This is a genomic window from Haloterrigena salina JCM 13891 (assembly GCF_000337495.1).
Taxonomy (GTDB): domain Archaea; phylum Halobacteriota; class Halobacteria; order Halobacteriales; family Natrialbaceae; genus Haloterrigena; species Haloterrigena salina.
The window spans coordinates 71,337-97,717 of record NZ_AOIS01000028.1; the positions used below are offsets into that span (position 1 = coordinate 71,337).

General features: G+C 67.2%; 31 protein-coding genes. 16 read left to right on the forward strand and 15 right to left on the reverse strand.

The window, feature by feature from the left end; all coding sequences use genetic code 11:
- Positions 1-37: 37 nt before the first annotated feature.
- The 3 genes from C477_RS07325 to C477_RS07335 all read right to left on the reverse strand — a co-directional run bounded on the left by C477_RS07325 (position 38) and on the right by C477_RS07335 (position 1,056).
- Positions 38-307 carry a hypothetical protein gene (locus tag C477_RS07325; protein ID WP_008893821.1) on the reverse strand — a complete coding sequence of 90 codons (270 nt, stop codon included), beginning with the start codon at positions 305-307 and terminating at the stop codon, positions 38-40.
- Positions 308-389: 82 nt separating this feature from the next.
- On the reverse strand, positions 390-710 hold the full coding sequence (locus C477_RS07330) for a DUF7521 family protein (protein ID WP_008893822.1): 321 nt from the start codon (positions 708-710) through the stop codon (positions 390-392).
- Between the two features lies 1 nt (position 711).
- Complete coding sequence (locus tag C477_RS07335; RefSeq protein ID WP_008893823.1) at positions 712-1,056, reverse strand: winged helix-turn-helix domain-containing protein; 345 nt, start codon at positions 1,054-1,056, stop codon at positions 712-714.
- A 102-nt stretch (positions 1,057-1,158) separates the two neighbouring features.
- On the opposite strand from C477_RS07335, the gene C477_RS07340 reads away from it, so the two are divergent.
- The gene (locus tag C477_RS07340) at positions 1,159-1,590 is read left to right on the forward strand and encodes a hypothetical protein (RefSeq protein ID WP_008893824.1); all 432 of its coding nucleotides are present in this window, start codon (positions 1,159-1,161) and stop codon (positions 1,588-1,590) included.
- Between the two features lie 25 nt (positions 1,591-1,615).
- Here the strand turns inward: C477_RS07340 and C477_RS07345 are convergent, their stop codons facing one another.
- The gene (locus C477_RS07345; RefSeq protein ID WP_008893825.1) at positions 1,616-2,425 is read right to left on the reverse strand and encodes an SDR family oxidoreductase; all 810 of its coding nucleotides are present in this window, start codon (positions 2,423-2,425) and stop codon (positions 1,616-1,618) included.
- A gap of 165 nt (positions 2,426-2,590) precedes the next feature.
- Here C477_RS07345 and C477_RS07350 point away from each other — a divergent pair, with 165 nt between their 5' ends.
- The 3 genes from C477_RS07350 to C477_RS07360 all read left to right on the forward strand — a co-directional run bounded on the left by C477_RS07350 (position 2,591) and on the right by C477_RS07360 (position 4,493).
- Positions 2,591-2,779 (forward strand): DUF7560 family zinc ribbon protein, encoded by a 189-nt coding sequence (locus C477_RS07350; protein WP_008893826.1) that lies wholly within the window; start codon positions 2,591-2,593, stop codon positions 2,777-2,779.
- Between the two features lie 139 nt (positions 2,780-2,918).
- Positions 2,919-3,908 (forward strand): bile acid:sodium symporter family protein, encoded by a 990-nt coding sequence (locus C477_RS07355; protein ID WP_008893827.1) that lies wholly within the window; start codon positions 2,919-2,921, stop codon positions 3,906-3,908.
- A 120-nt stretch (positions 3,909-4,028) separates the two neighbouring features.
- A complete protein-coding gene (locus C477_RS07360; protein ID WP_008893828.1) occupies positions 4,029-4,493 on the forward strand; it encodes an NUDIX hydrolase in 465 nt (154 codons plus the stop codon).
- An 84-nt stretch (positions 4,494-4,577) separates the two neighbouring features.
- Here the strand turns inward: C477_RS07360 and C477_RS07365 are convergent, their stop codons facing one another.
- Positions 4,578-6,011 (reverse strand): DUF402 domain-containing protein, encoded by a 1,434-nt coding sequence (locus tag C477_RS07365; RefSeq protein ID WP_008893829.1) that lies wholly within the window; start codon positions 6,009-6,011, stop codon positions 4,578-4,580.
- Positions 6,012-6,033: 22 nt separating this feature from the next.
- On the reverse strand, positions 6,034-6,411 hold the full coding sequence (locus C477_RS07370; protein ID WP_008893830.1) for a DUF7532 family protein: 378 nt from the start codon (positions 6,409-6,411) through the stop codon (positions 6,034-6,036).
- 141 nt (positions 6,412-6,552) lie between these two features.
- On the opposite strand from C477_RS07370, the gene C477_RS07375 reads away from it, so the two are divergent.
- Positions 6,553-7,566 (forward strand): PrsW family intramembrane metalloprotease, encoded by a 1,014-nt coding sequence (locus C477_RS07375; RefSeq protein WP_008893831.1) that lies wholly within the window; start codon positions 6,553-6,555, stop codon positions 7,564-7,566.
- A 116-nt stretch (positions 7,567-7,682) separates the two neighbouring features.
- A complete protein-coding gene (locus C477_RS07380; RefSeq protein WP_008893832.1) occupies positions 7,683-9,998 on the forward strand; it encodes an ATPase AAA in 2,316 nt (771 codons plus the stop codon).
- Between the two features lie 278 nt (positions 9,999-10,276).
- Here the strand turns inward: C477_RS07380 and ubaA are convergent, their stop codons facing one another.
- The gene (gene ubaA / locus C477_RS07385) at positions 10,277-11,116 is read right to left on the reverse strand and encodes an SAMP-activating enzyme E1 (RefSeq protein WP_008893833.1); all 840 of its coding nucleotides are present in this window, start codon (positions 11,114-11,116) and stop codon (positions 10,277-10,279) included.
- A gap of 179 nt (positions 11,117-11,295) precedes the next feature.
- Between ubaA and C477_RS07390 the strand changes: the two genes are divergently transcribed.
- The 4 genes from C477_RS07390 (at position 11,296) to C477_RS07400 (ending at position 15,010) form a co-directional block, all read left to right on the forward strand.
- Positions 11,296-11,481 (forward strand): HVO_0416 family zinc finger protein, encoded by a 186-nt coding sequence (locus C477_RS07390; protein ID WP_008893834.1) that lies wholly within the window; start codon positions 11,296-11,298, stop codon positions 11,479-11,481.
- A 160-nt stretch (positions 11,482-11,641) separates the two neighbouring features.
- Positions 11,642-11,800: a DUF7563 family protein gene (locus tag C477_RS24010; RefSeq protein ID WP_008893835.1), complete on the forward strand. Its 159-nt coding sequence runs from the start codon at positions 11,642-11,644 to the stop codon at positions 11,798-11,800.
- A gap of 97 nt (positions 11,801-11,897) precedes the next feature.
- Entirely contained in the window at positions 11,898-13,781 is a 1,884-nt protein-coding gene (locus tag C477_RS07395) for a UvrD-helicase domain-containing protein (RefSeq protein ID WP_008893836.1), read from the forward strand.
- Complete coding sequence (locus tag C477_RS07400; RefSeq protein ID WP_008893837.1) at positions 13,778-15,010, forward strand: M24 family metallopeptidase; 1,233 nt, start codon at positions 13,778-13,780, stop codon at positions 15,008-15,010. Before C477_RS07395 ends, C477_RS07400 begins: the two co-directional genes overlap by 4 nt.
- A gap of 15 nt (positions 15,011-15,025) precedes the next feature.
- Here the strand turns inward: C477_RS07400 and C477_RS24015 are convergent, their stop codons facing one another.
- Positions 15,026-15,178, reverse strand: coding sequence for a hypothetical protein (locus C477_RS24015; RefSeq protein ID WP_008893838.1), 153 nt, complete (start codon positions 15,176-15,178; stop codon positions 15,026-15,028).
- Between the two features lie 48 nt (positions 15,179-15,226).
- Positions 15,227-15,511 (reverse strand): DUF7533 family protein, encoded by a 285-nt coding sequence (locus tag C477_RS07405; protein WP_008893839.1) that lies wholly within the window; start codon positions 15,509-15,511, stop codon positions 15,227-15,229.
- Positions 15,512-15,645: 134 nt separating this feature from the next.
- On the opposite strand from C477_RS07405, the gene C477_RS07410 reads away from it, so the two are divergent.
- Positions 15,646-16,251 carry a riboflavin synthase gene (locus C477_RS07410; RefSeq protein WP_008893840.1) on the forward strand — a complete coding sequence of 202 codons (606 nt, stop codon included), beginning with the start codon at positions 15,646-15,648 and terminating at the stop codon, positions 16,249-16,251.
- A 518-nt stretch (positions 16,252-16,769) separates the two neighbouring features.
- Here the strand turns inward: C477_RS07410 and C477_RS07415 are convergent.
- The 3 genes from C477_RS07415 to C477_RS07425 form a co-directional block, all read right to left on the reverse strand.
- Positions 16,770-17,555, reverse strand: coding sequence for an SDR family oxidoreductase (locus C477_RS07415; protein WP_008893841.1), 786 nt, complete (start codon positions 17,553-17,555; stop codon positions 16,770-16,772).
- 102 nt (positions 17,556-17,657) lie between these two features.
- Complete coding sequence (locus tag C477_RS07420; protein WP_008893842.1) at positions 17,658-19,142, reverse strand: sodium:solute symporter family protein; 1,485 nt, start codon at positions 19,140-19,142, stop codon at positions 17,658-17,660.
- On the reverse strand, positions 19,139-19,441 hold the full coding sequence (locus C477_RS07425; RefSeq protein ID WP_008893843.1) for a DUF3311 domain-containing protein: 303 nt from the start codon (positions 19,439-19,441) through the stop codon (positions 19,139-19,141). Before C477_RS07425 ends, C477_RS07420 begins: the two co-directional genes overlap by 4 nt.
- Before the next feature lie 215 nt (positions 19,442-19,656).
- Between C477_RS07425 and C477_RS07430 the strand changes: the two genes are divergently transcribed.
- The 4 genes from C477_RS07430 (at position 19,657) to C477_RS07445 (ending at position 22,705) form a co-directional block, all read left to right on the forward strand.
- Complete coding sequence (locus C477_RS07430) at positions 19,657-20,463, forward strand: ArsR/SmtB family transcription factor (protein WP_008893844.1); 807 nt, start codon at positions 19,657-19,659, stop codon at positions 20,461-20,463.
- A gap of 175 nt (positions 20,464-20,638) precedes the next feature.
- Positions 20,639-22,075 (forward strand): DNA primase DnaG, encoded by a 1,437-nt coding sequence (dnaG, locus tag C477_RS07435; RefSeq protein ID WP_008893845.1) that lies wholly within the window; start codon positions 20,639-20,641, stop codon positions 22,073-22,075.
- 113 nt (positions 22,076-22,188) lie between these two features.
- Positions 22,189-22,428: a hypothetical protein gene (locus tag C477_RS07440; protein WP_008893846.1), complete on the forward strand. Its 240-nt coding sequence runs from the start codon at positions 22,189-22,191 to the stop codon at positions 22,426-22,428.
- Between the two features lie 76 nt (positions 22,429-22,504).
- Entirely contained in the window at positions 22,505-22,705 is a 201-nt protein-coding gene (locus C477_RS07445) for a hypothetical protein (protein ID WP_008893847.1), read from the forward strand.
- 69 nt (positions 22,706-22,774) lie between these two features.
- Here C477_RS07445 and C477_RS07450 read toward each other — a convergent pair whose 3' ends face one another.
- Entirely contained in the window at positions 22,775-24,124 is a 1,350-nt protein-coding gene (locus C477_RS07450; protein ID WP_049914393.1) for a DUF92 domain-containing protein, read from the reverse strand.
- Positions 24,125-24,334: 210 nt separating this feature from the next.
- Between C477_RS07450 and C477_RS07455 the strand changes: the two genes are divergently transcribed.
- Positions 24,335-24,940: an undecaprenyl diphosphate synthase family protein gene (locus C477_RS07455; RefSeq protein WP_008893849.1), complete on the forward strand. Its 606-nt coding sequence runs from the start codon at positions 24,335-24,337 to the stop codon at positions 24,938-24,940.
- Here C477_RS07455 and C477_RS07460 read toward each other — a convergent pair.
- The gene (locus C477_RS07460) at positions 24,937-25,320 is read right to left on the reverse strand and encodes a DUF7344 domain-containing protein (RefSeq protein ID WP_008893850.1); all 384 of its coding nucleotides are present in this window, start codon (positions 25,318-25,320) and stop codon (positions 24,937-24,939) included. The two genes, C477_RS07455 and C477_RS07460, sit on opposite strands and share 4 nt — an antisense overlap.
- A gap of 90 nt (positions 25,321-25,410) precedes the next feature.
- Positions 25,411-26,367, reverse strand: a complete 957-nt coding sequence (gene uppS, locus C477_RS07465) for a polyprenyl diphosphate synthase (protein ID WP_008893851.1) — start codon at positions 26,365-26,367, stop codon at positions 25,411-25,413.
- Between the last annotated feature and the right edge of the window lie 14 nt (positions 26,368-26,381).

Sequence of the window (26,381 nt, forward strand, 5' to 3'; positions counted from 1 at the left end):
GCGTTTTCGGCCCTCGAGCGAAAAGTCGCGGGACGGACTACTCCCGGTCGGTGTTCGTCAATCTGAACTCGAGTTCGAGGTGCCCTTCGGTCTTCACGTTGACCCCGCCGAGTTCGTCCGAGAGTTGCTCCCGCGCTCGAGAGCTCGGCTCGACGGTGACCGAGACGCTGTTACTGTTGGCGTTGTACGCGATGTTGCCGACCGTGACGTCGAACGCAAAGAGGTCGGGGACGTCCTCCCTGAGCCGGTCGCGGACGTCGTCGACCTCCGACCGCACGTCGGCCATCTCGTCGTTTAACGTCGACATCGATGGGTATAGTTCGTGAGAGACGTTAACAATTGACCTTGATAGTTCGACTCGAGTCGGCGTCATCGATGCGGCGGCCGTGTCAGGAGGGCATCCGGAGCGCGTAGAGGATCGCGACCAGACCCGACAGCTGACTGAGCTGACTGAGGACGGCGATCGCCGTCTCCGGGAGGAACGGAAGCGTCGCGTAGAGCACGACCAGCAGGAACGGCACGGCGAGCGCGAGTGCGAACCCGATAGCGATGACCAGCATCGGTCGGCTGTCGTTTCGCCGGTAGCCGCGGTAGGCCTGGTACGCGATGAACAGCCCGATGAGGGCGCTCAGAACGTCGGTCGCCTGGACGAACGTCACGAGCCACTCCGCGGCCGTCGACTCCCAGAGCTGCAGCGGTAGCGACTGCACGCTAGATCCCCTCGATGAGATCCGTGAACCGGTCCGCGATGTCCGTCCGGCGATCGATCCGAAGCGTCAACCCGTCGTCCTCGAGTTCGATCGTGATCCGCGCTAAGTTCGTCGCGTAGACGGTCCGATGGTGGCCGCCGTCGGGATCCGGTTTCGTTCGCTCGACGAGGAGCCCGCACTCGCGGAGGTCGTCGAGCCGCCGGTACACCGTCGGTTTGGACGCGTCACAGCGATCGCTCAAGGTGGTCGCTGACATGGGTTCCTGGCTCGTCTGGGTGAGGATCGTGCGCACCGTCGAGTCCTCCAGCAGGGTCCCGATCGTCTCGACGTCCGGCTCCTCACTCACGGTAGCACCGTCTACCGAGAACTACTATAAAGGGATTTTCACGACTGCAGCCGCTGCAGTCGCGCTCGCGAATCTTTTGGCCCCGAACGCGTTGACGGTCGTATGTCACCGTCGACTCGAGCGATCGACGACCGAACCGACTCGACGAGGATCGCGCGCCGCGCGGCGGACTGGCTGCGGACCCGCCTCGGGCGCTCGAGTCCGCTCCGACCGACCGCCGGCGGCGGGCTCGCACTGGTTGCGGTCAGCGCCGCCGTGAGCCTCGCGGCGGCCGGCCTCCTCGGGGAGACGCTCCGGATCCGCTGGAGCGTCGGCACCTACTACGGCCCGGAGTACGCGCCGACGGTGATCGTCCTCGCCGCGTTCCCGATCCTCGTCGCCGTCGCGGCCGCCGCGTTTCGCGGGGGCGCGACGCTCCTCGAGCGCAGCGAGGGGTTCGACGGGAACTGGGGATACTACGAGCTGGCGGCGCTGGTGGTTCTCCTGTCGCTACTGCTCACCCAAATCGTACTCATCGTCGCGAACCTGTGGTGAGCGGCGGTAGTGGGGCTGACAGCGCCTATCTGTTCGCGTCCGCCGCGAGCCGGTCGCGATCGCGATTCTCGTCCTCGAGCCACGTCTCCCACGTCGTGGTGCCGACGGTTCGATCCGGACAACAGGCCGCGCCGGACCGGAAACCGGCGGCGACCGACCCCGGCAGCGGGAGGCGGACGATGGGCCGTCGGAGACCCCGAACCTCGCGATAGGTTTCCGCGAGGTCGCGGACGGTCAGTATCTCGGGACCGCCGACGTCTGGTACCCGTCCGGCCGCGTCCGGCGTCGCGCGGTCGGCGATCGCCGCTGCCGCCTCGTCGACGTCGATCGGCTGGAGTCGAATCCCCGTCGGGAGCGGCCAGATCGGCACGCGCGCGATCGTCTCGAGGATGTCGTGAACGAACGAGTGGAACTGGGTCGCCCGCACGATGGTCGACGGAACGGGACTCTCCTCGACGGCCCGTTCGGCCGCCAGTTTGTGCTCGTAGTACGAGTACGGGATCTCGTCGACGCCGACGATCGAGACGTAAACGACGTTCGAGACGCCGGCGTCGGCCGCCGCCTCGAGCAGCCGTTCGGTTCCGCGGACGTCGACCGCCTCGGTGTCGCCCTGCGGGGCGGTCGCGGCGTGGACGATTACGTCGATGTCCGCCACGATGTCGCGGATTCCCGTCCCGTCGACCAGATCCAGCGCGGTCCACTCGACGTCGGTCCCGCCGTCGGTCGGCGGCGAACGACTCGCCGCGACCACCTCGCGGCCCGCGTCGCACAGGCGCGGTCGCAGCGCCGTCCCCAGCGTTCCGGTTGCGCCGGTCAAGAGTACTCGACAACTCATTGTGACGTTCCTTCGTCCGGAGGCCCTGAAGTAGATGTCCCGGGTTCGTCGAGACTCGAGCGCGAATCAGTCGGCGACCGACCGACTACTTATAGCCCCCTCTATATTTGGGTCGATCGGCTATCCCGAACGCTGGCGTACCGCTAATCGAGAGGGACACAGCCCATGAACACGTACGAATTCACCTGTCCGGACTGTCGGAGCGCGATTCCGGTGACCGATCCGATGCGCGAGGCGACGCTGGCGAACGGCTGTCCGATCTGCGGTCGATCGGTTACCGGCGAACACTTCGCCGTCCGACGCCGCTGCGAACGCCGATCGCTCGACGGCGGTTTCGATATCTCGAACGGATAGCGTCCGGTTTTCCCCGAGCGAGACGGACGCGCTCGAAACGGTCGACGGTTCGGGCTGACGAGACGCACCGCGGTCCGGCGGGCGGAAATACACGGAAGCCGGAATGTTAATGCCCGAGACACGCGGATTGCTGATTCGAATGGGTTGGCAGTCTTCTCTAGAGCGGATCGGTGAGTTCACGAGCAAGTACTTCGTCCTCTGGGTGCTGATCGCCGCGCCGCTGGCGCTGTACGCGCCGGATCTCTTCACGCCGATCGCGCCGTATATCACGCCCCTGCTGGGAATCATCATGCTCGGAATGGGGCTGACGCTGACGCCCGACGACGTCCAGCGGATCCTCGAGCGGCCGCGCGACGTCGCCATCGGTGCGCTGGCCCAGTGGATTCTGATGCCGACGATCGCGTACGCCCTCGTCGTCGCGCTCGGGCTACCGTGGGAGATCGGCCTCGGATTGATCCTGCTCGGCGCGTCGCCGGGCGGAACGGCGTCGAACGTAATGACCTACCTCGGACGGGGTGACGTCGCGCTGTCGGTGTCGATCACGACGGTGACGACGATCGCCGCGCCCCTGGTGATGCCGGCCTGGATCGTCACGCTGGCCGGCGAGTCGATCTCGGTCACGTTCGCGGAGATGGCCGAGTCGATCGTCCAGGTCGTACTGCTTCCGGTCGTCGGCGGACTGACGCTGCGCTACGTCCTCGACAGGCGCGCGCCGGCCGTCGCGAAGGCGGGGCTCTCCGTCTTCCCGGCGATCAGCGTGGTCGCGATCGTCGCGATCGTCGCGGCCGTCGTGGGACTTAACGTCGAGACGATTCTCGGCGCCGGCGCGCTCGTCTTTCTCGCGGTCGTCCTGCACAACGGGCTCGGACTGGGATCCGGCTACGCTGTCGGCCGCGCGACCGATATGGCCGAGGATCGAGCGCGGGCCTGCGCGTTCGAGGTCGGCCTCCAGAACAGCGGGCTCGCGGTCGCCCTCGCCACCGCGCACTTCAGCCCCGGCGCCGCGCTGATCCCGGCGCTGTTCAGCGTCTGGCACAACGTCTCCGGGCCGGCGCTCGCGACGCTCTTTACGCACCTCGATGACGACGAGCCGATCGAGGACGTCGACGCGACGATCGCTTCGGACTAATCTCCCAGTCCGTCCGTTTCGTTTCTCCCTCGATTCCGAATCGAACGTACAATATCCTTAGTGTCTTTTAACATACTACGGGACAGGGTTTTTACGGGAGAACGGTGTCGATATCGTATCATGAGTAACGTCACGTACGTCCAGAAAGCGTGCGCATACATCACTCGCAGGTCGGGTGAGCTACTGGTCTTCGAGGGGCCGGGACACGACGGTCTCCAGATCCCGAAAGGGACGCTCGAGGCCGGCGAATCGCCTGCGGAGGCGCTGTTCAGAGAAGTTCTCGAGGAAAGCGGTCTCGGCACGTTAAACGGTGCGACGAAGCTGACGACCGACGTCTGGACGCGCCGCGAGTCGCCGCCCAAGCGGTACGTCCGGCACTTCTTCCACGCGACGGTCCACGAACCGCGCGACAGTTGGACTCACACTGTCACCGACGGCGGCGAGGAACACGGCGCCGAGTTCGAGTTCCGGTGGATCCAGCCGTCGACGAACCGCGAGTTCGCCCTCGATCTCGACGACTACGTCCACCTGTTGCCGACCGGCTCCGCCTCCGGCGAGGGCGATATCGCGAGCATCTCGGATTGAGTCTGCGTCTCGGGGCTCGAGTGTCACCGCTAGCGTTCGAGCGCTACGTCCGGCGACCCGGTAAAATCCCGATTTCGATCCGCCTTACTTCGAGAGCGCCCGTTCGACCGCCGCCGCGACGTTCATCGCTTTCTCGGCCAACTCTTCGGAGACGTGGCCGTCGTCGACCGCGGCCTCGAGTTCGTCCTCGTCCACCGTCTCGACCGTCCCGTCGGCGCGGCGGATCACGTCGACGTAGAGGTCGACGTACCGCGCCGTCCCGGGGAAGAGTTCGACAGGCGTACAGACGTTGACGTACGTTCCCTTCGCCGTCCCGTTTTCGTCCCTGTACGTCGTCGGATACCACCAGCGGCCCTCGCGGAACTTGGTGATGGCGACGTCGCCCTCCTCCTTCGGTACTCCGAGCGCGTCGTAGCTGCCGCCGCCGCGCATCGACCGCTCGAGGGTGATTGAGCCGTCGGCGTCCCAGTCGGTTACCTCGCCGCGGCCGAGCGAGATGAGTCGCCCGTCGGGCTTGCCGTGGCCGATCTCGAGGCGGTCGCCGGTCGTCGGTCCGAACTGGCGCGAGACCGCATCGAAGGGGAACCCGTCGCCGTCGTCGCTCTCGCCGGGGGACTCGCAGACGGCCTCCGCGAAGTCGACGGCCGCGCTCGCGGCCCGGTCGGCGGCCTTCGTCCGGTGGTGGCCCGCCATCGTCGTCTCGACCTCGCGGCGAACTCCGTCCAGCGCGAACCGCGACTCGCGGCCGAACCAGACCCACGTCGTGGTCCGCGGCGCGGCGAGGTGGTCGGGCTCGCCCGGCGTCTCGGGCGCGTCGGCGAGCGCGTCCTCGAGCGCCTGCGCGCGATCGACCGCCCGCTCGAGGGCGGTTCCCATCGCCTCGAGGTCGGCGTCGGCTGCCGTTCCCTGCCAGCGCACGCCCCAGCCGTCGGGGACGTCGACCGACAGGAGGTCGGTCATGCCGACGAGTTCGTCGGCCCGCTCACCCCGGAGTGCCGCTGAAACGCCGGACCGATCGCGCGAGAGGGCGACCAGTCCGTCCGCGGCTTCGAGGGTCGGCTCGACGCGCGGGTCGTCGTCGGTCCACGGCGGCGCGGGCTCGGTGACCTGAACGCGGTAGCGGTTCCCCGAGTCGACGTAGCCGTCGGCGTCGTCGTAGTGGAGGTAGCCCCGTCGGCCGTCGCCGAGGTCGACCGTCGCCCCGCCCCCGCCGCCGGCGTCGACGACCTCGCAGTCGAAGACCGCGCCGCGGGGGACGGCGTCGTCCCAGCGGAAGCTATCGATCGCGAGGGACTCGAGTTCGCTCGCGACTGTCTCGACCGCGTCGGGCTCGCCCGAGAGTTCGACGCCCTGTCGGTCCCGAGTCGTCTCGATCGCCACGTCCGCCGGCGCGGCCTCGAACGACGCATCGAACCGCTCCCGGATGGGTTCGGAGGCCTGGACGACCTCGCAGCCGCGGTTGCGGAGCAGCTGCGTGATCGCGGTGGTGTAGATGCCGCGGACGCGTCCCGTCGTCATCGCTGTCCCTCCATACTGGAGCTCACCGCAGCGTCTCCCGGTCCGGCGCGAACCGCACGCGGTCATTGATCGTCGGTCCGAGCGTCAGTTCGACGGATTCGTCCGGCAGCACGCGGCCGTCCTCGACGTAGACGCCCCACGTGTCGAACCGCAGCCAGCCCCGCATCTCGTCGGCGTGGGTCGTCAGATCGAGGTACTCGACGGCGTGTTCGGGGTAGTCCGATGACGAGTGAGCCATATCCATATCCGAGTAGACCGCGTCGCGCTCGTCGAAGAACTCCTCGAGCGCCGCCGCGTCGGCTTCGACGGCCTCGACGACCGCCTCAGAGGCCGCTCGGAGATCGTCGGTCTCGAGGCCGACGTCGCGAAGCGCCTGCTGGGTTCGCTGATCGAAGTGCATGGGCACCGATACGCGGGGCGGGCCTTTGTGGATTCCGAGTTGGGTTCTTTCCCGGCGACGGTGAGTCCGAACGCCGCCGGGTACCCACCACTTGAGTCCGTGTGCCGAACCTATACTGGGCCGGCTCGTGTACACTTGCGTATGGCACGCAGGCGCGATCCGGTCGAAGCAGCCAGCGAGGAGTCGACCGATCTGTACGACGTCTCGACGTGGGAGCCGAGATCCCGCCTCGATCGATTCGCGTACGCGATCTACACCGCGATTAACTACGGGTTGCAGACGATCGTGCTCGCGGTCGCGTTCGCGATCACCGTCGCGTTGCTGGTCCAACCGGCGCTGCTCGTCCTCGAGGAGGGATCGATATTCATCGCCGTCTTCTTCGGGCTCTCGGTCGTTCCGGCGGCGATCCTCGCGGCCTTCATCTGGTACTCGGATATCACGACGAACGAACCGCTCACGTTGCTCGTCGCGACCTTCGTGCTGGCCGTGTTGTTCGCGACGTTCGCGGCCGTCGTCAACTCCCTGTTCAGTCCGAGCTTTCAGGCGCTCGGCTCCGTCGGGATGGTCCTCTTTTTCTACCTGATCGTCGGTCCCGTCGAGGAGACGGTGAAGCTGCTCGCGGTCCGGTTCTTCGCGTACCGGAGCGAGGCGTTCGACGCCGTCATCGACGGCGCAGTCTACGGCGCCGTCGCCGGACTCGGCTTCGCCGCGATCGAGAACACCCTCTACATTTCCGGCGCGGTCGCGACGGCCGACGGCGGACTCCTCACCGTCGCCGCCGGAACCACGACCGTCCGGGCGCTCGTCGGTCCCGGCCACGTCATCTACTCGGCGATCGCGGGCTACTACCTCGGACTCGCGAAGTTCAATCCCGAGCACGCCGGGTCGATCGCCACGAAGGGGGTGTTGATCGCCGCGTTCATCCACGGCACGTACAACGTTACGGTCGGTATCGTCCCGGAGCTCGTCACCGGCTTCACCCCGCTTCCCTTCGGCGCGGCGTTTATCGGCTACGTGGTCCTGTTCGACCTCGCCATCGGCGCGTTCCTCTACCGGAAGATCGCCAGATACCGTCGGGCCTTCCGCGCCGTCAGGGACGATACCGGACCGGAACCGCAGTCGGAACAGACCGAGTTCGACCCGCCCGGACGCTGAGGAGTCTCGGTCTCGAGCGACGATCCCACCGTGTCGACCCGTCAGAGCGGCGGTTCTGACGCAGCCCGCGGGTGCAGGCAGCAGTGGCTTGCCTCGGAGCGGCCCGAGAGTCACCCATGAGCGCCACGTTTACCGACGACGATCTCGAGAAAACCGTCGAGAACGAGTCCGGCGAGGTGATCGGGACCGTCACGTCCGTCGAGGACGACACGGCCCTCGTCGAGCCCCGGGCCGGCCTGGTCGACTCGATCAGGGCCGCCCTCGGCTGGAGGGGGAGCCACGATGACGCCGTCGCGATCCACGAGGAGGCCGTCGACGAGATCTCGAGCGAGACGATCCGCCTCGAGACGGCCGCGGCGGGCGAGACGGCGTCCGAGACGTCGACGGACGAACCGGCGGACCTCGACAGAGCGGCATCGACGCCGTCGGAGATCGACGACGCGACGGAGCCGGTGTCTCGAGCGGACGACGAACCCGCGAACGCTGCGGAGCGCGACCCGGACACCGAACTCGCCGAAGAGATGAGCCGGACCGCCCAGCGTGACACCGTCGATGAGGGAGAGACTGCGACGGGGAACGCAACCGAGCGGACCGCCGAGCCCGCCGATACGCCCACCGAGGCGCCCGATCCGTTCGAAGCCGACGACGCGCAGTCGGAGACGACACGGCCAGCGGAGCCGTCCATGATCGACGACCCGGATATCGACGAGTCGGTAGACCCGCCCGACGAACCGGGAATGGGCGAGCCGATAGACGCGCCCGGCGATCCAGAACTGGACGAGTCGACGGACGCTTCCGCCGACTCCGACCCGATCGAACCGATGGGGGAGACCGACGACTCGATGGCGGATGACTCGATAGACGCTTCCGACGATAGCGACGCGCGTAACAGGGCCGACACGTCCGAGACGCCGAGCGAGATCGAGGCGGAACCACTCGAGATGGACGAACCGGGAACGGAAGACGAGACGAGCAGAGGGAGCGAGTCGGAGACGGAGCGCGAGCCGGATGTCGGCGACGAGTCTGACACGGGGAGCGAGGGAGACACGGAGAGCGGGATCGACGCCGAAACCGCCGATACACGGGCGTCTCCCGACGAAATGAGCGGCACTCGAGACGGGGATGCCCCCAGCGAGATGGATCGCGCGGGCGTCCAGAACGCGCCGGTCGGCGAGGCCAAGTCTGCACCCGACCACGCCGAGATGGGGGCGCCGGCCGATGCCGACCTCGAGGACGACACCGGCCGCGAGAACGACGCCGACGGCGGAGACGTTCCCGAATCGACCGCGGAGTCGGCAACGAGCGACTCGAGCGACGACGCGTCGGAACCGGCGACCGAGGAGACGGATCTCGCCGACGAACTGGATACTGGCACCGATATCGAAGCCGCGGTAGCGTCCAGTGGCGACCAATCCGACGAACCGGACCGGACGGAGACCGACGCGGACGCCGACGTCGCCGACGCGGTCGACACCGGTCTCGACCTCGAGTCGGCCGCGGAATCGACCACTGAGGCCGACCGCGAGGCGTCCTCGAGCGGGACCGAATCGACGGACTTCGCCGATGCGGTCGATACGGGCGTCGACATCGAATCGGTCGCGACGGACGACTCAGGGTCGCGGGCTGACGCCCGCCCGGAGGCGGAACTGGATCCCGACGTCGACGCTCGCTCGGGTCCCGAGGCCGATCCACGGCCGGAGACCGCACTCGAGTCGCCGACGTCGGACGAGCAGCAGTCGCCGACGGACGTCGTTCCCGACGTCGACATCGAATCCGCGGTCGACTCCGACGCGGACGCGGGTTCCGAGACAGAGCTCGATCCGGAGACGCTCGCCGGCCAGGCGACCGACGCCGAGCACGTGGACGGAGTGGTCGCCAGAGAGCGCGTCGACGAGGCGGCGGTTTCCGACGCGGAGACCGAGATCGGCACCGACACCGAAACGAGTGGCGGAGACGGTCGATCGGACTCGCCGCTCGGAGCGATGATTTCGGCACAGCGGGCCGCGATGACCGCCGGACAGGAGCTGGTCAAGCAGGGGATCGCCGCCCAGCAGGCCGCCGCCCGCTCCGCGGTCGAGACGCCGCTCCGGCTGCAACGGCAGGGCCTCGAGGCGACGCAGTCGGCAACCAGCGGCTACTTCGACGCCGTCAGTGCGTTGCTGGGTGGCGCCGATTCGGATCGTCGAGCGCCCCAGTCGATAGAGGGGTCGATCGGCGACCTCGAGGACGCAAACGCCCAGCTCCCGGCCGACGAGTTCGCCGCCGACGAGTTCGAGCAGCAGCTCGCGTCTCACCTCGAGTTGCTCCGGTCGATGCGAGCGCAACTCGAGGAGATGGCCGACGCGAACGACGAAATGGCCGGCGACTTACTCGAGCGACAGGTTGCGATCCTCGAGGCGTGCCAGCAGCGGCTGGCCGACGACGCGGAATAGCGGGACCGATTTTTCACGTGACGTTGCTCAGTGAAGATAGCCACAACGTTCCGAGGCGCGTTTCCGAGCGGCGTTTGGATGAACGCGAGGTTCCGCCTCTCGTGGCAGCAAGGAATTGCCACTCCCTCCCCAGCCGATTCGCTCCCTCCGGTCGCTCATCCCTCGCGTAACTTCGTCGGCTGGTCTCGCGATCACTCGACCAGCCGACAGCACGCGCCACCGCGGAGCGGTCACTCAATCTGGAGAAACCGAAGTGTAAATTCTTGCTGATTAGATGTTCAATCCGCGGAAATCTCGCAGCTCCCCTCGTAGCTAACGTCCTCGACCGACTCGATCTCGGGCTCGTCGCCACAGACTGGACAGGTCGGGTTCGACTGGATCGGCACCTCCTCGAAGCTCATGTCCATCGCGTCGTACATGAGTAGGCGCCCCTCGAGGAGCTCCCCCTTTCCGAGGATGTACTTGACGACCTCGGTGGCCTGAATGCAGCCGACGGTCCCGGGCAGGACGCCGAGGACGCCGGTCGTGGCGCAGTCGGGGACGGTGCCCGGTTCGGGTGCCTCGGGAAAGATACAGCGGTAGCAGGGCGGAGAGTCCCCTTCTCCCCCGCGCTCGTTCGTGAACGTCGTGACCTGCCCCTCGAAGCGGTAGATCGCGCCGTGGGAGAGCGGCGTCTCGGTGAGGACGCAGTGATCGTTGAGCAGGTACCGGGTGCCGAAGTTGTCGCTGGCGTCTAAGACGACGTCGTAGCCGGCGACGAGTTCGCCGACGTTGTCGGCCGTGATGCGGGTCTCGTAGGTCTCGACGTCGATGTCCGGGTTCAGCGCGTCGACGTAGTCGGCGGCACTCTCGACCTTCGGGCGGCCGACGTCGGCGTCGCCGTGGACGATCTGGCGCTGCAGGTTGGACCGCTCGACGACGTCGTCGTCGACGATCCCCAGTCGGCCGACCCCCGCCGCCGCGAGGTACTGGATCGCCGGCGAGCCCAGACCGCCCGCCCCGACGACGAGGACGCTGGCCTCGAGCAGCCGTTGTTGGCCCTCGGGCCCGATCTCGTCCATGATGACGTGTCTCGAGTAGCGATCGAGTTGGGTCGCATCGAGGCGAAGGTCGCTCATGGGAGCTAGTTGGGCCGAGACCGAGAAAAGTCCGCGGGTCGTGCCGGCGGCGCTGGAACACCGCTCGAGTCGATCGGAGGGACGACCCCCGTCGTCGGGTCGCCGATGGTGTTCGGCGTTCGAGGCAGATGTGGGGGTCAACCCAATCGTTTAATACTGTGGCAGCCATTGACACACTTATGGCAACCTCACCCAATGACGGCGGTGACGACGTCATCGACCAATTCCTCTCGGACCGCGGTCACACCGTAGAACGAGTCGGGTGGGAGCAGGAGTATAACAAGAAGCAGTGCCCCGAGTGTGGCGGCCTGCACGACACGTCCGCTACGGCCTGTACCGTCTGCGGGTGGGAACCGACGCCGTAACGCGACTCCGCGTCGCTCGTTTTTTCGCGTCCGCCGAACCGAACGGAACAGCGTTCGCCGGCTCGAAGACGGTGGGTTAGGCATCCGTCTACCCGTAATTTCAACGCATAATATGCGATACAACTATAACGTATGGTTACCCTATAGTTCGCTGAGAACAATGCCGGAATGCCAGAACTGCGGCGCGTTCGTAACGGATGCCTACGCGCGCGTGTTTACGCCGCGCGACGTCGACGATCCGCGGGTCTGTCCCGACTGTCAGGACAAGATCCGCGACGGGGCCAACGTGCGAACCGCCCGCTCCCCGCGGAACCCCTGACCGTCGGTCCCGATCCGTTTCCGTTGTCGAACGGCCGTCGATTTTTGCCGACGAAAACCCACGTGACTTATGGGTATTGCGACCCTGAACAGGGATAATGGCTACCACGGAGACGAAGGTGACCCGGTTGTTCGGTGGTCCGGGCAGCGGGAAGACTACTGCCCTGCTCGACCACGTCGAAGAGATCCTCGAGGAGGAGGGTGTAACCTTCCGGGATATCCTCGTCGTCTCGTACACGCGAGCGGCAGCACAGGAGGTTCGCGAGCGACTGGCCGAGCGACTCGGCGAGAGTCCCCGCGCACTGCAGGGCAACGTCTGTACGATGCACGCGAAGGCCTACGAACTGCTGGACCTCTCTCGAAGCGACGTCATCGGCGAGTCCGACAAGGAAGAGTTCTGCGAGGAGTACGGCATCGAGTACGAGGACGAGTACTCGGGCGCCGGTCGCCGAACCGCCCGATCGACGACGATCGGGAACAAGGTCATTGCGACCAGCCAGTGGCTCCAGCGGACCCGACGGGACGTCACCGACTGGTACGACGTCCCCTTCCAGTGGAACGACGAAGAAGTTCGACTGCCGCCCGAAATCGATCCCAACGCCCAGGAGGGCAACAAGTACACCCCGACCTGGCCCAGCGACGACGACCGGATCGACGTCCCCGAGGCGATCCGCGCCTGGCGCTCCTACAAGGGCGAGGAGGGCAAGATCGGCTTCGCGGACATGCTCGAGCGGGTCGCACAGCGCTCCCTGCTTCCGAACGTCGACTTCCTGGTGATCGACGAGTTCCAGGACATCACCACGCTGCAGTACGACGTCTACGAGGAGTGGAAACCCCACATGCGGCAGGTGCTGATCGCCGGCGACGACGACCAGGTCGTCTACTCCTGGCAGGGCGCCGACCCCGCGCTCCTGCTCGACGAGCAGGTCGACGAGGACGTCATTCTCCCGAACTCCTATCGACTCCCCTCGAACGTCCTCAACGCGGTCAACAAGGAGATCCGCCACATCGAGACCCGCCAGGACAAGGACCTAAAGCCCCGCAAGGAAGGCGGCGCCGTTGAGGCGCGAGCGAACGCGTCGATGCTCGACGTCGTCCGGAACGTCCGGCGGACGCTCGATCAGACCGACGGCACCGTCATGATCCTGTTCCGGGCGCGCTACCAGATGTTCCAGTTCATCGATGAGTTCATTACCGAGGGCGTTCCGTTCACGTCGCTGACCGACCAGCGGATGTGGACCGACCGACTCACCCAGTACGTCCGCGCCGTCGAAGCCATCGACGAAGGCAGGGACGTCACCGGCCTGCAGGCCCGGCGGCTCGCCGACATGCTCCAGGAGTCGGCGTTCGGGACCAACGAGCGCGACGACCTCTTCGACACAATCGACGACCGCCAGGAGGAGGCCGGTATCGACGACTTAGCGGAGCTCATGATCCCCGCCGACGTCGTCGCGGACCACGTGCCGTTCATGCCCGGTCCCGCCTCGGCGGCCGACATGGTTCGGAAGGTCACCAACTTCCAGAAGAAGAGCGTCCGGTCGTACTTCGCGATCGGCGAGTACCTCGGGATGGAGACCGACCGCGTCCGCGTCGGCACCATCCACTCCGCGAAGGGTCGCGAGGCCGATCACGTCATCGTCGGCACCGACCTCACCGAGAAGGTCGTCGAGCAGATGGTCGCGACCGTCGACGACCCCGAGGACGTCCCCGGCGTCGAGGAGTTCACCAAGAACACCTCACCCGTCCCCGTTCTCACTGACAACGAACGCCGCGTCTTCTACGTCGGCATGTCCCGGGCCCGGGAACGGCTCGTCCTCCTCGAGAACTTAGTCGACGGCGCGCCGACGCTGCCGATCGACGTCCTGCTCAACAACCGGCTGACCGATATGCCCCTCGAGGACCTGATCGAGCAGGCCCAGCAACCCCAGGACGCCCAGGACGCCGAGGCCGACGACAACGAGGTCGAAGCCGAAGCGCCGTGACCGACGCCGACTCGATCGGCGAGAGCGAAGACGCCAGCGGCGGCGACGCCGCTACCGCACCCGCGGGCAGCGTCGCCGACCGCCTCGAGTCGCGTCTCGCCGAAGCCCTCGAGCACCGCGACGCCGTCGCGTTCGTTCACGTCGGCTCCCCGCGCGATCCGGGACTCCGGTACTGCCAGGTGGCGCTCGCGGAGCCCGAGGAACGCAGCGATCAGTCAGTGGTCGAGCGGGAGCAACCGCTCACGGCCGTCGCGTTCGACGGTGACACGCGCGAATGGCTCACGGCCACGGCCGCCGACGCGTCGCCCCATCCCGCTCGAGTGCTCGCCTCGCAACTTGCCGATCGCGTCGCTTCCGGAACGGTTCTGACGCCGGCGCGGCTCCCCCACGACGCCGCGCTCTACCTCGAGGAAGCCGGCTTCGAACCGGCCTCGACGGACGTCCTCGAACGCGCTCGCGCGGCGAAAACGCCGGCCGAACGCGAGCGGATCGCCGCCGCGCAGACCGCCGCGGGCGCCGGCATCCGTCGGGGGGCCGCGCTACTCGCGGACGCGACGGTCGACGACGGCCACCTCGTGGCCGACGGCGACGCCGTGACCCCGGCCCGGCTCCGGAGGGCGATCGACGAGGGCATCGTGGCAGCGGGCGCATTTCCCGCGGGCAACACCGTCGTCAATCCCGATTCCGGACACGCGCCCTCGAGTCGTGACGCGACCGTCGCCGCTGGCGGCGCCGACGCGGCCGACGAACCGCTTCGACCCGCCGAACCGATCGTCCTCGAGACGGCGCCCCGCGGTCCGGACGGCTACCACGGGGGGCTCGTCCGCACGCTCGTCGTCGACGGCGACGGCGGTCGGGAGCGGCGGGCCCACGTCGGCGCGACCCAGTCGTTTCGCTCCGCGGCGGCGATGTTGACCGCCGACAGCGAGTCGGTCACCGCCGTCGAGGCCGACCTCGAGGCAGAGGTCCGCGCGTTCGGCTTCGAGGATCCCGACGCCGTCGCGACGCGGGTCGGCGGCGTCGGGCTCGAGCCCCGAGAGCGACCGCTCGCGGGCGGCGACGAGATCGAGTCCGGAAGCGTCGTGCGACTCGAGTCGGCGGTGCGGGTCGAGGGGGACCGCTGGCTGCGGATCGCCGACCTCCTCGTGAAGGGCGACGAGGGCGAGCGGGCGACCTATCTGTCGGCGCCGTCGCGCTCGCTCGAGCCGCGGGCGTTGCTCGAGGAGTAGCGGCCACCGGCGCGCTCAGTGGGTATCGTTGGAGTCGGTTATCGAGCGCTCGTCGGTCGCGTCGCCGTCTGCGTCCGCTTCGGAACTAGTTACTCGAGCGTAAACGCTCAGGACGCCCTCGGCTACGAAGTTGACGGCGTGAATAAGTCCGAGAATGAGGTCCGACATCTATCGGTCCGTAGTCGCTCCAGCGGAATAACTGTTGATACCTGAACACTACTTCCGTTCGTCCTCGGGAGTCACGTCCACGATGTCGCGGTCCTCGTCCTCGGATTCCGGGTCGCTGACGACCGATCCGACGACTCGTTTGGCGACCAGTTCGGGGAGGTCCGACGGCGTCGTCAGGTGATGCTGGACGACGACGAGCAACACCGCGAGGGTGACTAGGGTCGCGCCGACGAGCGTGTTCCCGTCGATCAGGAACTGGATCCCGGCCATGGCGGCGGGAAGCGCGAAGACGAGCGTCCCCGCGAGTTTGATCGTGTCGATGATACCGGCCATTACCCCGGCGTACGCGCGATGCGGTCAAAAGCGCGGCGACTCCATCATCGCCGCCGGCGACACTCGAGTCGCCACAGATCTGGAACGAGTTCCGAGTTCGGAACGGCTTTATCCGTCGACTCGGACCTTCGAGTATGTTCACTGGAATCGTCGAGGAGACCGGCGAGATCGTCGCTCGCGAGCGGACCGACGACGGTCTCCGACTGCGCATCGGCGCCGACGCGGTCGCGACGGGCCTCGAGCACGGCCAGAGCATCAGCGTCAGCGGTGTCTGCCTGACGGTCGAACGCTTCGAAACCGGCGCGTGGTTCGAGGTCTTCCTCGCGACCGAGACGGTCGAGCGGACCTATCTGGGGACCCTCGAGGAGGGAGAGATCGTCAACCTCGAGCGAGCGATGCCGGCCGACGGCCGGTTCGACGGCCACGTCGTCCAGGGCCACGTCGACGCGGTCGCGACGGTGACGGAAATCGAGTCCGTAGAAGAGGACTGGTTCTTCGAGTTCGAACTGCCCGAGGGGTACGCGAAGTACGTCGTCGAGAAGGGATCGATCACGCTCGACGGGATCAGCCTCACCGTCGCCGATCTAGACGAAGCCGCTGGCCGAGTGACCGTCGCCATCATCCCGACGACCTACGACCTCACGACGCTCTCCGAGAAGTCGGTCGGCGATCGGGTCCACCTCGAGGTCGACGTGCTCGCGAAGTACGTCGAACGGCTGCTCGAGGCTCGGTTCGAGTGACGAACCCGTCGCCGAACACGATCTCAGCGTCCCGCTCGCGATTCTGAGTGTACCCACCGGAAAGCCAGTGTGCAGTGGCGCGCGCTGTCGGCTGTCCGAGCGCAGTGAGGACGTGGAAATCACCGTTGCTACGAGAACGAGGAACGAGGATTCTTTCGAGGAGGTGATTTGAATGGCGATACTCGAGAACGGGTACCGCTGGACCGATCGACGTAGAGGCTCGTGAATGGAACGGGACGTTCGAACGGCACGAAAAGAACAGCGAAGCGGTCTGCTTGTTCTGGCAACAGGGAATTGCCACACCCTCCCCAACCGATTCGCTCGCTCCCTTCAGTCGCTCGCTCATCCACTGTCAGAGCACGCTCTGACAAGCCTTCGCTCACACGTTCGCGAAGACCTCGCGCAGTTTCGTCGGGAGTCTTCGCTATCGCTCAGACTCCCGACCGCGCGCCACCGCAGAGAGTGCACCTACTGTTCGAATCACGCTCGAGGGAGTTCGAACGCGGTTTCGAGCGCGCCTAACTCCGCAACAGCCCGCCGTCGATCGGGAGGGCGACACCGTTGACGAAACTCCCGCGGGGACTCGAGAGCAGCGCCACGACGTCGCCGAGTTCGCGGGGCTCGCCGAGGCGGTCCATCGGGATGTCGCTCGACATGTCCGCCAGCCCCTCCTCGTAGTCCTCGTAGACGCCGCGCTCGATGTTCGCCTCGATGAGTTCCTCGATGCGGGGCGTCTCGATCGTTCCCGGGAGGACCGCGTTCGCGCGAATTTCGGGCGCGAACTCCCGTGAGACGGTCTTGACGAGGCCGATCACGCCGCGGCGTACGGAGTTCGACAGCAGGAGGCCATCGGCCACCTCGCGGACCGTCCGAGACGTGATGCAGGTGATCGTACCGTGGTCGGACTCGAGGAGGTGCTCGTGGGCGTTCTCGATCGTCCAGACGACGCTCATCACCAGCAGGTCGTAGGCCTGGTACCAGTCCTGTTCGTCGGTCTCGAGGAAGGTGGTGCTCGGCGGGCCGCCCGAGGAGGTGACGAGGTGATCGATCCCGCCGAAGGCGTTGGCCGTCTCGCTGACGAGGTGGGAGACCTCGTCGGGGTCCGTGAGGTCGGTCGGCGTCGCCCGGACTTCTCCGTCACCCACCTCGGCGAGTTTCTCGCGGGCCTCCTCCAGGCGCTCCTCGTCGCGGCCGCAGATCATCACGTTCGCGCCCTCTTCGGCGAGGGCCTCGGCGCTCGCGAAGCCGAGACCGCTCGAGGAGGCCGTCACCAGTGCGCTGTTCCCGTCGAGTTCGAGGTCCATGCGCGTACCCAGGGCGACGAACTACAAAATCCCGGTGCCAGTGGCAAGGGAGTCACGAGAGACCAGTTGCGCCGCGGCGAGGTCGGCCGGACGGACGGCCGTTCAGTCCGCGCCCAGCCGCTCGAAGTAGATCGCCCGCCGCTCGGCGGCCGCGGGCGTCGTGATCAGCGAGACGGCGACGGTGACGAGCAGTCCGACGCCCATGCCGACGACGCCGGCCGTCCAGCCGGCGTAGCTGCTTGGAACGATCGAGAGAAAGAGGCTCAAGAGGTAGAACGCCTGACTGGCGAGGATTCCGGCCGTGATCCCCGTTCGAGTCGTCCGGCGCCAGTAGAGGGCCACGAGTACGGGCAGCGCCAGTTGCGCGAAGCCGCTGAAGGCCGCGTCGCCGAGTTCGAACAGCGTCGCGGGGTTCCAGAGGCTCGCGAGGAAGGCCGCGCTGGCGAAGACCACGACGCCGATTCGGGCGATCAGATCCTCGCCTCGCTCGGAGAGCGCCCGTCCGAAGAACGCGAGGGTCGGGCGACACAGATCCCGCGTGAAATAGGACGACCCCGATAGCAGCATCGAGTCCGAAGAGGACATCATCGCCGCCATCGCGCCGGCGATGACGAGCGCGGCGAACCAGACGGGCGTGTACTCGGCGAGCACGATCGGGAGCACGTTACCGCCCTCCGGCACCGTCACCTCGAGGCCGGCGGCCCACGCGCCGAGCATGAACGAGGGGACGAACAGCAGGACGCAGAGGATCGGCCAGAGGGCAAACGAGCGCTTGAGCACCGTCTTCGACCCTGCGGCGAAGAAGCGCTGGTTGACCTGCGGGAACATCGCGACGCCGAAGCCGATCGTGATCGCCGTCGAGAGCATCCACTGGGGCGTGTAATAGGCGCTGCCCAGCGAGAGGAATCCGCTCGTCGCCTCGCTCGAGGCGATCGCTTCGGTCGCGGCGCCGGGACCGCCGACGGCAGCGAGCACCCAGATCGTCGCGACCCACGTCGTGACGAGCATGAACGCGCCCTGCAAGGTGTCGGTCCAGGCGATCCCGCGCATCCCGGCGACGACGACGTAGAGGATCATGAACGCGGTGATCAGCCCCGCGCCGGCGGCGTAGGGGATCGCGCCCTCGGTGAGCGCCTCGAGGGCGGTCCCGGCGCCGACCTGCTGGAGCATCACGTACGGGAAGAGGTACAACAAACTGATACCGGCGATCAGCCCGCGGAGCCGTTTCGACCCGAAGCGGTCGCCGAGCATCTCGCCGAGCGTGACGTAGCCGTACTGGCGGCCGAGCAGCCACTGCTTGTAGCCGATGACGTACCAGAGAATCGCGAAGATGATCCCGTCCATCAGTCCCATGACGAGGATCCACTCGGGACCCTGCGCGTAGGCGATGTTCGGACCGGCGAAGAAGGTAAACGCCGACAGCAGCGTTGCGAAGGTCGTAAAGAGTAGGACGACCGTTCCCAGCGTCCGACTCGCGAGATAGAAGTCCTCCGCGGTCCGGTCGGTCAGTCGGTAGGCGACCAGCCCGACGGCCAGCGCCAGTAGCAGGTAGCCGACGATGATCCCCAGCTGTACGGCGACGCTCACGGCCGGTCACCTCCCGGTGCCGACCGCGACGAGCGATCCCCGCGCTCGAGGCCCGAGGTCTCCGACCCGCTCGCGTCGCTCGAGTCGTCCCCATGTCCGGGTTCGATGCCGATTCCCCACGCCCGCTGAGCGAATGTCCAGAAGACGACGGACGCGAGTCCCATCCAGCCGACGTGCCACCAGAGCCACAGCGGCAGGCCGGCGACGATCGTCGAATCGCCCCAGAGGAACCACGGAACCGCCAGCGCACAGAGGACGGTCCCGACCGCGGACCACCCCAGGAGTTGCAGTCGACGCATATCCGGGTGTTCGGCCCGACGTTGGTAACAGTTTCCCTTCAACCGTCGCGATTGAAGACGTTTCGTTATCGACGCCTCGAGAGCGCTCTCCGCCGGTCGTTTCGGACTCAAATCGCTCTTTGCCAGCGCAAGCCACTGGTTATCCGAAGGTAAAATCGCTCTTTCAGACAGGACAAAACGTATAGTAATCGCCGCGCGAGTACGAAGCGACTCACATGGCCCGGCTGTTCCCGTTTCGCTCCGAACCCGCCGAAACCGAGGGCCAGCCGCGGATCGTCGGCCTCGAGGGCGAGGACGCCGACGCGGTGTTCAGCGCGCTCTCCTCGACGACGGCCCGCCGGATCTACGCGCGCCTCGACGAGGAACCCGCGACGCCCAGCGACGTCGCCGAGGCCATCGACTCTTCGATCCAGAACGTCCGCTACCACCTCGAGAACTTGGAGGAGGCGGGGCTCGTCGAGGTCGTCGACACGTGGTACTCCTCGCGGGGCAACGAGATGAGCGTCTACGCGACGACCGACGGGCCGCTGATCGTCACGAGCGACGAGTCGACGGCCAGCCTGTTGCGCGAGGCCCTCTCGCGGTTCGTCGGCGGGGTCGCGCTGCTCGCCGCCGGCGGCCTGTTCGTCCAGTACAGTCTCACGCGGTGGGCCGAGTCGGTGACGGAGTCCGCGCCCGCCGAGGCGACGCCGGAGAGTACCGATGGCGGGGGCGAGGCCGACGGGACGGACGGAAGCGGGGGCGGTGACGGCGACGGTGCCGATGCCCTCGAGGAGCAGTCGGACGACGTCGGAATCACCAGTGACGAACCCAGCGGCGACGGCGCGTCGAGCCTCGACGACAACGGGACGACCGAGAACGCAACCGACAACGAGACCGTCGACGCGGCGGCCGACGGCGCCGCGGACGTGGCCGACGCGATCTTCGACGTCGCGCCGCCGGGCCTGCTCTTCTTCCTCGGCGGTCTGCTCGTGTTGCTCGCCGTCACGGCCTACTGGTACCGGTACCGCCCGGCGTACTGAGTCCCGCTCGAGGCGACTCGAGGACGGTCCGATCGCCGGGCCGGTCGACCTCCGCCGGCGGCCGATTCGATCCTCGGCGTTCTGCAAGGTCAACAGCTATTTCCCCGTCACGATCCAAAACCTACATAAACCGATCGCGATCCCGACCGCGGGACCGCGCAGCGAGGACAGATCTATGGAAGACACGTCGAAATATCTCATCCACGCCGATGTTACGGCCGAGGGCGTCGTCGAGCGGAGCGACGTCGTCGGCGCGATCTTCGGTCAGACCGAAGGCCTGCTCGGCGACGAACTCGATCTCCGCGACCTCCGCCAGTCGCAGAAAGTCGGACGCATCGACGTCGAAATCGTCAGCACGGGCGGCCAGTCTCGAGGTCACCTCACCATCGCGACCAGCCTCGACAAGGTCGAGACCGCGACGCTCGCCGCCGCCCTCGAGACGATCGACCGGGTCGGCCCCTGCCGGGCCGACCTCGAGGTAACCGAAATCGAGGACGTCCGCGCGGCCAAGCGCAAGGCGGTCGTCGACCGCGCGAAGGAACTGCTCCAGACGGGCTTCGACGATAGCGTCATGTCCTCCGAAGAGATCCTCGCGGAGGTCCGCCAACACGTCCGCGTGGAGGACATCACCGAGTACGAGGGGCTCCCCGCGGGTCCCCGCGTGACCGACAGCGACGCGATCATCGTCGTCGAGGGCCGTGCCGACGTCCTCACTCTTCTCAAGTACGGCGTCAAGAACGCCATCGCGGTCGAGGGAACCAACGTCCCCGACGCGGTGGCCGAACTGACCCACCATCGCACGGTCACGGCGTTCCTCGACGGCGACCGGGGCGGTGACCTCATCCTCGAGGAACTGTCCCAGGTCGGCGACGTCGACTACGTCGCGTTCGCGCCGGCCGGCGAGTCCGTCGAGGATCTCGACCACCACCAGCTGTTCACCGCCCTGCGGAACAAGGTCCCCTACGATACCGTCTCGGGGATGAACGAGCCCCGCGAGGCCGTCGCCGCGACCGACGGCAGTTCGACCCCGGCCCCGGCGCCGACCGAGTCGGCGACCGACCGCGACGCCGACGACTCGTCGCAGGCGATCGACGGTCCCGCGACGTCACCGCCCGAGACGGCGAGTCCCTCGGCGCCGACCGGCGACATGGACGGCAGGGACGAGACCGTCGACGACGGTGCCGTCCGCGATGACATCTCAGACGCGTCAGCAACGGAGCCGACCGCCGAGTCAACATCGGCCGAACCCGGTTCCGGCGCGGCGGCTGGGGACGATACCAGTGACGCCGACGCCGAACCCGAGACCGTCTACGGCCACGCGACGGCGATCGTCCGGCGGAACACCGGCCGCGTCCGCTTTCTCGACGCCGACGGCGACGCCGTCGACGAGGCCGACGCGAGCGGGGCCTACGACACCCTCGAGGGACTCGAGACGGCGCCGACGACGATCGTCTTAGACGAGATCCTCGACCAGCGGCTGCTCGATCTCGCGGCGGACCGCGGCGTCGAGCGGATCGTCGCGCGCTCGCTGGGGCAGTTCACCAAGCGACCGACCGCCGTTCAGATCCACGCGATCGACGAGATCGCGGACGAACCGCCGAACACGGAGTAGCGGCCGCCGTCGGGTCGCCCTGTTCGGCCTCGAGTCCCGGTTCGATCCCGATTCTCGAGTCGCCCGTCTCGTCCCCAAGACTGAAGGTGGTACTGAGTGACAGTTCGGGAAAGATGGAGACAGCAGCGCTCGAGTCGACCTCTGCACTCTGGATCGGGAAGTTCCTCGCGGCCGTCATCGTCGGGCTCGGTATCGGCACGCTCGTACCGCCGGAGCCCGTCGCGGTTCCGGCCGTCGGCACCGTCTCCGGACTGCTGGTCGGGAGCGGCGCCGTCGTCGTCGGGAGCGGCCTCTACCTGTGGATTCGACGGTCGACTGGCGGCCGCGGCTGTGGCGACTCCTGTGGCTGTTAATGCGGCGCTCGCGCGACTCCCAGCGAGCGGGACTCGGACGAGTAATTGATAAGCCGAGAGCGCCGACCGAGCGGTAATGACACCGCCGGTAACAGCGGCGCTCGCGTTGCTCGGCGTCTGGATGCTCACGATCTTCTGGGCGACCGCTGCCAGCGCGACCGGGCAGGCGCGCGCCGACGACCGACTCGACCGTATCGTTCCCGACGATCGGCTCGACGACCTCGAGGCATCGACCGGGAAAACCGCCGAACGCTCGTTCCCCACCGCCGACGACTGAGACCGGCCACCGCAGCCGGGCGGACGGAACGCGTCTCGTTTTCGCGACCCTTGTCGATCGGTGTTCTTCTCAGCCGAGCACGGCAAACGACAGGACCAACAGTGCACAGACCAGCGCGCCCGAGAGCGTCGCGAGGAAGTTGACGCTCTGGTTGCCGAGCACCCGCCCCTCGAGGGTCGCTCCCAGCAGGCTGTCGACGGTCATGCCGACGACGCCGGCGGCGACGATGATCGCCGCGCCGACGGTCGCGACCGCGTCGAAGAGACCGTAGGAAATGGTCGCGACGATGATCGCGCCCGCGATGCCGGCGATCTCGCCCTGCCAAGTGACCCCGCCGTCGGTGCCGGGTTCGACGGGCTCTAAGGTGGTGATCAGCCGGGGCGTCTCGAAGACGCTGCCGATCTCGCTCGAGAGGGTGTCGCTCATCGCCGTGGCGACGGAGCCGGCGAAGGCGAACAGAAACAGGCTCGGCTCCGGATTGCCGGGCAACAGCGTCGCCGAGCTGGCCGCGTATCCCAGGACGGCCCCGAGCGCGACGGCGGCGTTACCGAGGACGTTCCCGCTGCCCCGGGCGCCGTTGTTGTCCTCGGCGACGCCGCGTTCGGCCTTCTCCTCGTAGCGGTACTTCGAGGAGAGGCCGCCGATGGCGAAAAAGGAGATGAGGACGGCGAACCAGCCGTAGCCGCCGAGGACGATCGTCAACAGCCCCAGCAGGATCCCGGTGAGCATCCCCGCGATCGAGGCCGTCTCGAGGGCGTAGGAGAGGTAGCCGAATGCGACGGTGATCGCGAGCGCGACGACGATCTCGCCCCCGGAGAGGGCCAGCGCCGGCTCGAGCTCCGCGATCAGCCAGCCGAGGAGGCCGACGGTGAGCATGACGACGGGATCGTCGTTCGCGAACAGGATGTCCCGGAGCAGTGACGCCAGCAACGCGCCGCTGGCCCCGAGGAAGAGCATCGTCGGCAGCGCCGGCGACAGCGACTCGAAGGCGGCGCCGTCGGCGATCGAGCGCGCCACCGACTGGCCGACGACGGCGGCGACGGTCGCGACGACGCAGAAGGCCGCCGTGTGGACGACATCGCGGTCGGTCCACCGGTGGGCGAGTTGCTCGGCGAGGTTGCCGTATCCGACCAGCAGGACGGTCCCGACGAAAACCGCGATCGACATCGACGTCGTGACCGCGATGAGGCCGAGCGTGGTCCCCGCGAGCACGAGCGTGACGATGCCGTAGAGGCGCCCCGCTTCGTAGTCGCTCGGATAGGCCAGCAGTTCGAAGAGCGGCCCGTCGGTCACGGCGAGCGCCCCGAGAGCCGCGACGGCGGCGATCACAGCCCCGACATGCGGGTTGCCGAGCGGAACGGCGAGTGCGAGCGTACAGAGGGCTGCAAACACGCCTGCTCGCCGAACAGGTGCTGTCACGATATCGAGTCCTTTCTGTGGCGTTCACTTGAAGCTTCGTGAACTCCGCTGTGGCCGTTCTGCCCCGCCTCACTGGGGTGTTGCGTCGGAACCTCTCCGTTCGGACGACCGACCGATCGGCTACAGGCGGGTCGGTCGCCGGCCGAGACGAGGAATCGCTACCCGCGAAAACCCGAAACCGGTATGGGATCGGACGGGAAACACACTGCCGTGGGTCTGTACGAACAGTATCTCAGCCTCCGCATCCGTCGCCACGACGGCGAATTCCCCGATCACATCGCGCTCGTCATCACCGAGCGCGACCTCTTAGAGCGGGACGCTTACGGGACGCTGACGGACTTCTTCGCGTGGGCCTTCGAGTACGCCACCCAGGTGACCGTCTACGTCAGCGTCCTCGACGCCGCGGCGGTGCCGGCCCTGCGACGCGAACTCGAGACCCTCGAGGCGCCCCGCGAGGTGGCCGTCCGCGGCCCCGACGATCGGACGCCGGCGGAAGCGCCCATTCGAATCGGAATCGGTCTCGGCGGGAAACACGAGTTCACCAGCGCGGTCCGGACGCTCGCGGAACACGTCGAGGGCGGGCAACTGGCGCCCGAGGAGATCGACGACGAGCGGGTCGAGAATCACCTCGTTTTCCCCTCCGAGCCAGACCTCGTGATCAAGACCGGCGCCGAGCGGCTCTCGGATTTTATGATCTGGCAGTCGGTCTACTCGGAACTGTACTTCACGGACGTCAACTGGCGGGACTTCCGCAAGCGGGACTTCCTGCGGGCCGTCCGGGAATATTGTAACCGCTCGCGTCGGTTCGGCCGCTAACGGCGCCGGTCACGGACGTCGCTCGACTCGCGGTCGTCGCCGTCCGGCAGCGTTCCCAGCGGCTCCTCGAGGGCGACGAGGGGACCCGACAGATGGACGGTTCCGGATCGGAGATCGTACTCGAGCAGCCCGTAGTCCTCGAGTTTCGGCAGCGTCGCGTGAACGAGCGTGATGCGGGCCGCCGCCCGGGTTCGCTCGTCGTCGACCGCGGCGACGTCGGCCGCCAGTCGATCGAGCGAGACCGGCGGGTCACACCGCGACAGCACCCGAAGCGCGATCCGCGTCCGTGAACTCCCGAGCAGGGTTGCAGCCGCCTCTATCGAGCAATTCGTCACTTGCGCGAGCCGCTCGATGTCGACGACGCTGCCAGCTACTACCATGGTTATTATTTTTCCACACATATCGGTAAAATTTTTGGGGTCGCGTCGGCTCCCTATTGCGACTGCGAGTGCGTCGGCGGTCGCAGTCGATCAGTCGGCGGCCCGACTGCTCGAGTCGATGCCGTCGCCCTGCTCGTTTTGGATCGTCTCTAACTCCTCCGGATCGGGCTGTTCGGCGGTCGGCAGCGAGTCGCGGAACCGCTCGACGACCGACTTCGCCTCCGCGAGTTCGGCGTCGCTGACGGCGCCCAGCAGGGCCAGCGCCCGCCGAGCGCGGTTTCGCCGCCAGGACTCGGCGCGGTGTTCGTAGGTTCGGATCCCCCGCAGGAAGTCCGTCTTGGAGAACTCCGGCCAGTAGGGCGTACAGAAGAAGACGGCCGCCTCGTTGCCGTTGGCGTGCCACGGCAGGAAGTTCGAGGTCCGCTCCTCGCCGGCGGGTCGGATGATGAGGTCGACATCCCGGATCGGGCGGTCGTAAAGTCGGCGTTCGATGTCCTCGACGTCGATTTCCGCTGGGTCGAGGTCGCCTTGCTCGACGTCCTCGGCGACCCCGCGGGCGGCTTCGAGCAGCCGCGACCGACCGCCGTACGCGAGCGCGATGTTGAGCACGAATTGGTCGTACTCCTGTGTACGGCGTTCGGCGTATTCGATGGCGTGTTGCACCCGGTCGGGGAGCAGCTCCGTCTCGCCGATCGCCCGGATGCAGACCTCGTTCTCGTGTACGCGGTCGGCGTCCGCGAACTCGTGGAGTTTCTCGCAGAGCAGATCGAACAGCGCCTCGTTTTGCTCGTCGGGCCGGTTGAAGTTCTCGGTCGAGAACGTGTACAGCGTCAGCTCCTCGACGCCGATGTCCTGACACCACTCGAGGACCCGTTCGGTCGTCTTCGCACCTTCGCGGTGGCCTTCGGGAGCGTCGTCGCCGTTGCTGCGGGCGTACCGTCGGTTCCCGTCTTGAATCACCGCGACGTGGGTCGGTGCGCCGGAAATCTCTCGCGAGAGCAGCCGCTCGTAGGCAGCGTCGACGCGTTCACGGAGCCACCGCTTCATTGCCGGAGTAAAGG

Coding starts and splice junctions, on each gene's coding strand:
- C477_RS07325 (WP_008893821.1), bottom strand. CDS start 307: ATGTCGACGTTAAACGACGAGATGGCCGACGTGCGGTCGGAGGTCGAC.
- C477_RS07340 (WP_008893824.1), top strand. CDS start 1,159: ATGTCACCGTCGACTCGAGCGATCGACGACCGAACCGACTCGACGAGG.
- C477_RS07345 (WP_008893825.1), bottom strand. CDS start 2,425: ATGAGTTGTCGAGTACTCTTGACCGGCGCAACCGGAACGCTGGGGACG.
- C477_RS07350 (WP_008893826.1), top strand. CDS start 2,591: ATGAACACGTACGAATTCACCTGTCCGGACTGTCGGAGCGCGATTCCG.
- C477_RS07355 (WP_008893827.1), top strand. CDS start 2,919: ATGGGTTGGCAGTCTTCTCTAGAGCGGATCGGTGAGTTCACGAGCAAG.
- C477_RS07360 (WP_008893828.1), top strand. CDS start 4,029: ATGAGTAACGTCACGTACGTCCAGAAAGCGTGCGCATACATCACTCGC.
- C477_RS07365 (WP_008893829.1), bottom strand. CDS start 6,011: ATGACGACGGGACGCGTCCGCGGCATCTACACCACCGCGATCACGCAG.
- C477_RS07370 (WP_008893830.1), bottom strand. CDS start 6,411: ATGCACTTCGATCAGCGAACCCAGCAGGCGCTTCGCGACGTCGGCCTC.
- C477_RS07375 (WP_008893831.1), top strand. CDS start 6,553: ATGGCACGCAGGCGCGATCCGGTCGAAGCAGCCAGCGAGGAGTCGACC.
- C477_RS07380 (WP_008893832.1), top strand. CDS start 7,683: ATGAGCGCCACGTTTACCGACGACGATCTCGAGAAAACCGTCGAGAAC.
- ubaA (WP_008893833.1), bottom strand. CDS start 11,116: ATGAGCGACCTTCGCCTCGATGCGACCCAACTCGATCGCTACTCGAGA.
- C477_RS07390 (WP_008893834.1), top strand. CDS start 11,296: ATGGCAACCTCACCCAATGACGGCGGTGACGACGTCATCGACCAATTC.
- C477_RS24010 (WP_008893835.1), top strand. CDS start 11,642: ATGCCGGAATGCCAGAACTGCGGCGCGTTCGTAACGGATGCCTACGCG.
- C477_RS07395 (WP_008893836.1), top strand. CDS start 11,898: ATGGCTACCACGGAGACGAAGGTGACCCGGTTGTTCGGTGGTCCGGGC.
- C477_RS24015 (WP_008893838.1), bottom strand. CDS start 15,178: ATGTCGGACCTCATTCTCGGACTTATTCACGCCGTCAACTTCGTAGCC.
- C477_RS07405 (WP_008893839.1), bottom strand. CDS start 15,511: ATGGCCGGTATCATCGACACGATCAAACTCGCGGGGACGCTCGTCTTC.
- C477_RS07410 (WP_008893840.1), top strand. CDS start 15,646: ATGTTCACTGGAATCGTCGAGGAGACCGGCGAGATCGTCGCTCGCGAG.
- C477_RS07415 (WP_008893841.1), bottom strand. CDS start 17,555: ATGGACCTCGAACTCGACGGGAACAGCGCACTGGTGACGGCCTCCTCG.
- C477_RS07425 (WP_008893843.1), bottom strand. CDS start 19,441: ATGCGTCGACTGCAACTCCTGGGGTGGTCCGCGGTCGGGACCGTCCTC.
- C477_RS07430 (WP_008893844.1), top strand. CDS start 19,657: ATGGCCCGGCTGTTCCCGTTTCGCTCCGAACCCGCCGAAACCGAGGGC.
- dnaG (WP_008893845.1), top strand. CDS start 20,639: ATGGAAGACACGTCGAAATATCTCATCCACGCCGATGTTACGGCCGAG.
- C477_RS07440 (WP_008893846.1), top strand. CDS start 22,189: ATGGAGACAGCAGCGCTCGAGTCGACCTCTGCACTCTGGATCGGGAAG.
- C477_RS07445 (WP_008893847.1), top strand. CDS start 22,505: ATGACACCGCCGGTAACAGCGGCGCTCGCGTTGCTCGGCGTCTGGATG.
- C477_RS07460 (WP_008893850.1), bottom strand. CDS start 25,320: ATGGTAGTAGCTGGCAGCGTCGTCGACATCGAGCGGCTCGCGCAAGTG.
- uppS (WP_008893851.1), bottom strand. CDS start 26,367: ATGAAGCGGTGGCTCCGTGAACGCGTCGACGCTGCCTACGAGCGGCTG.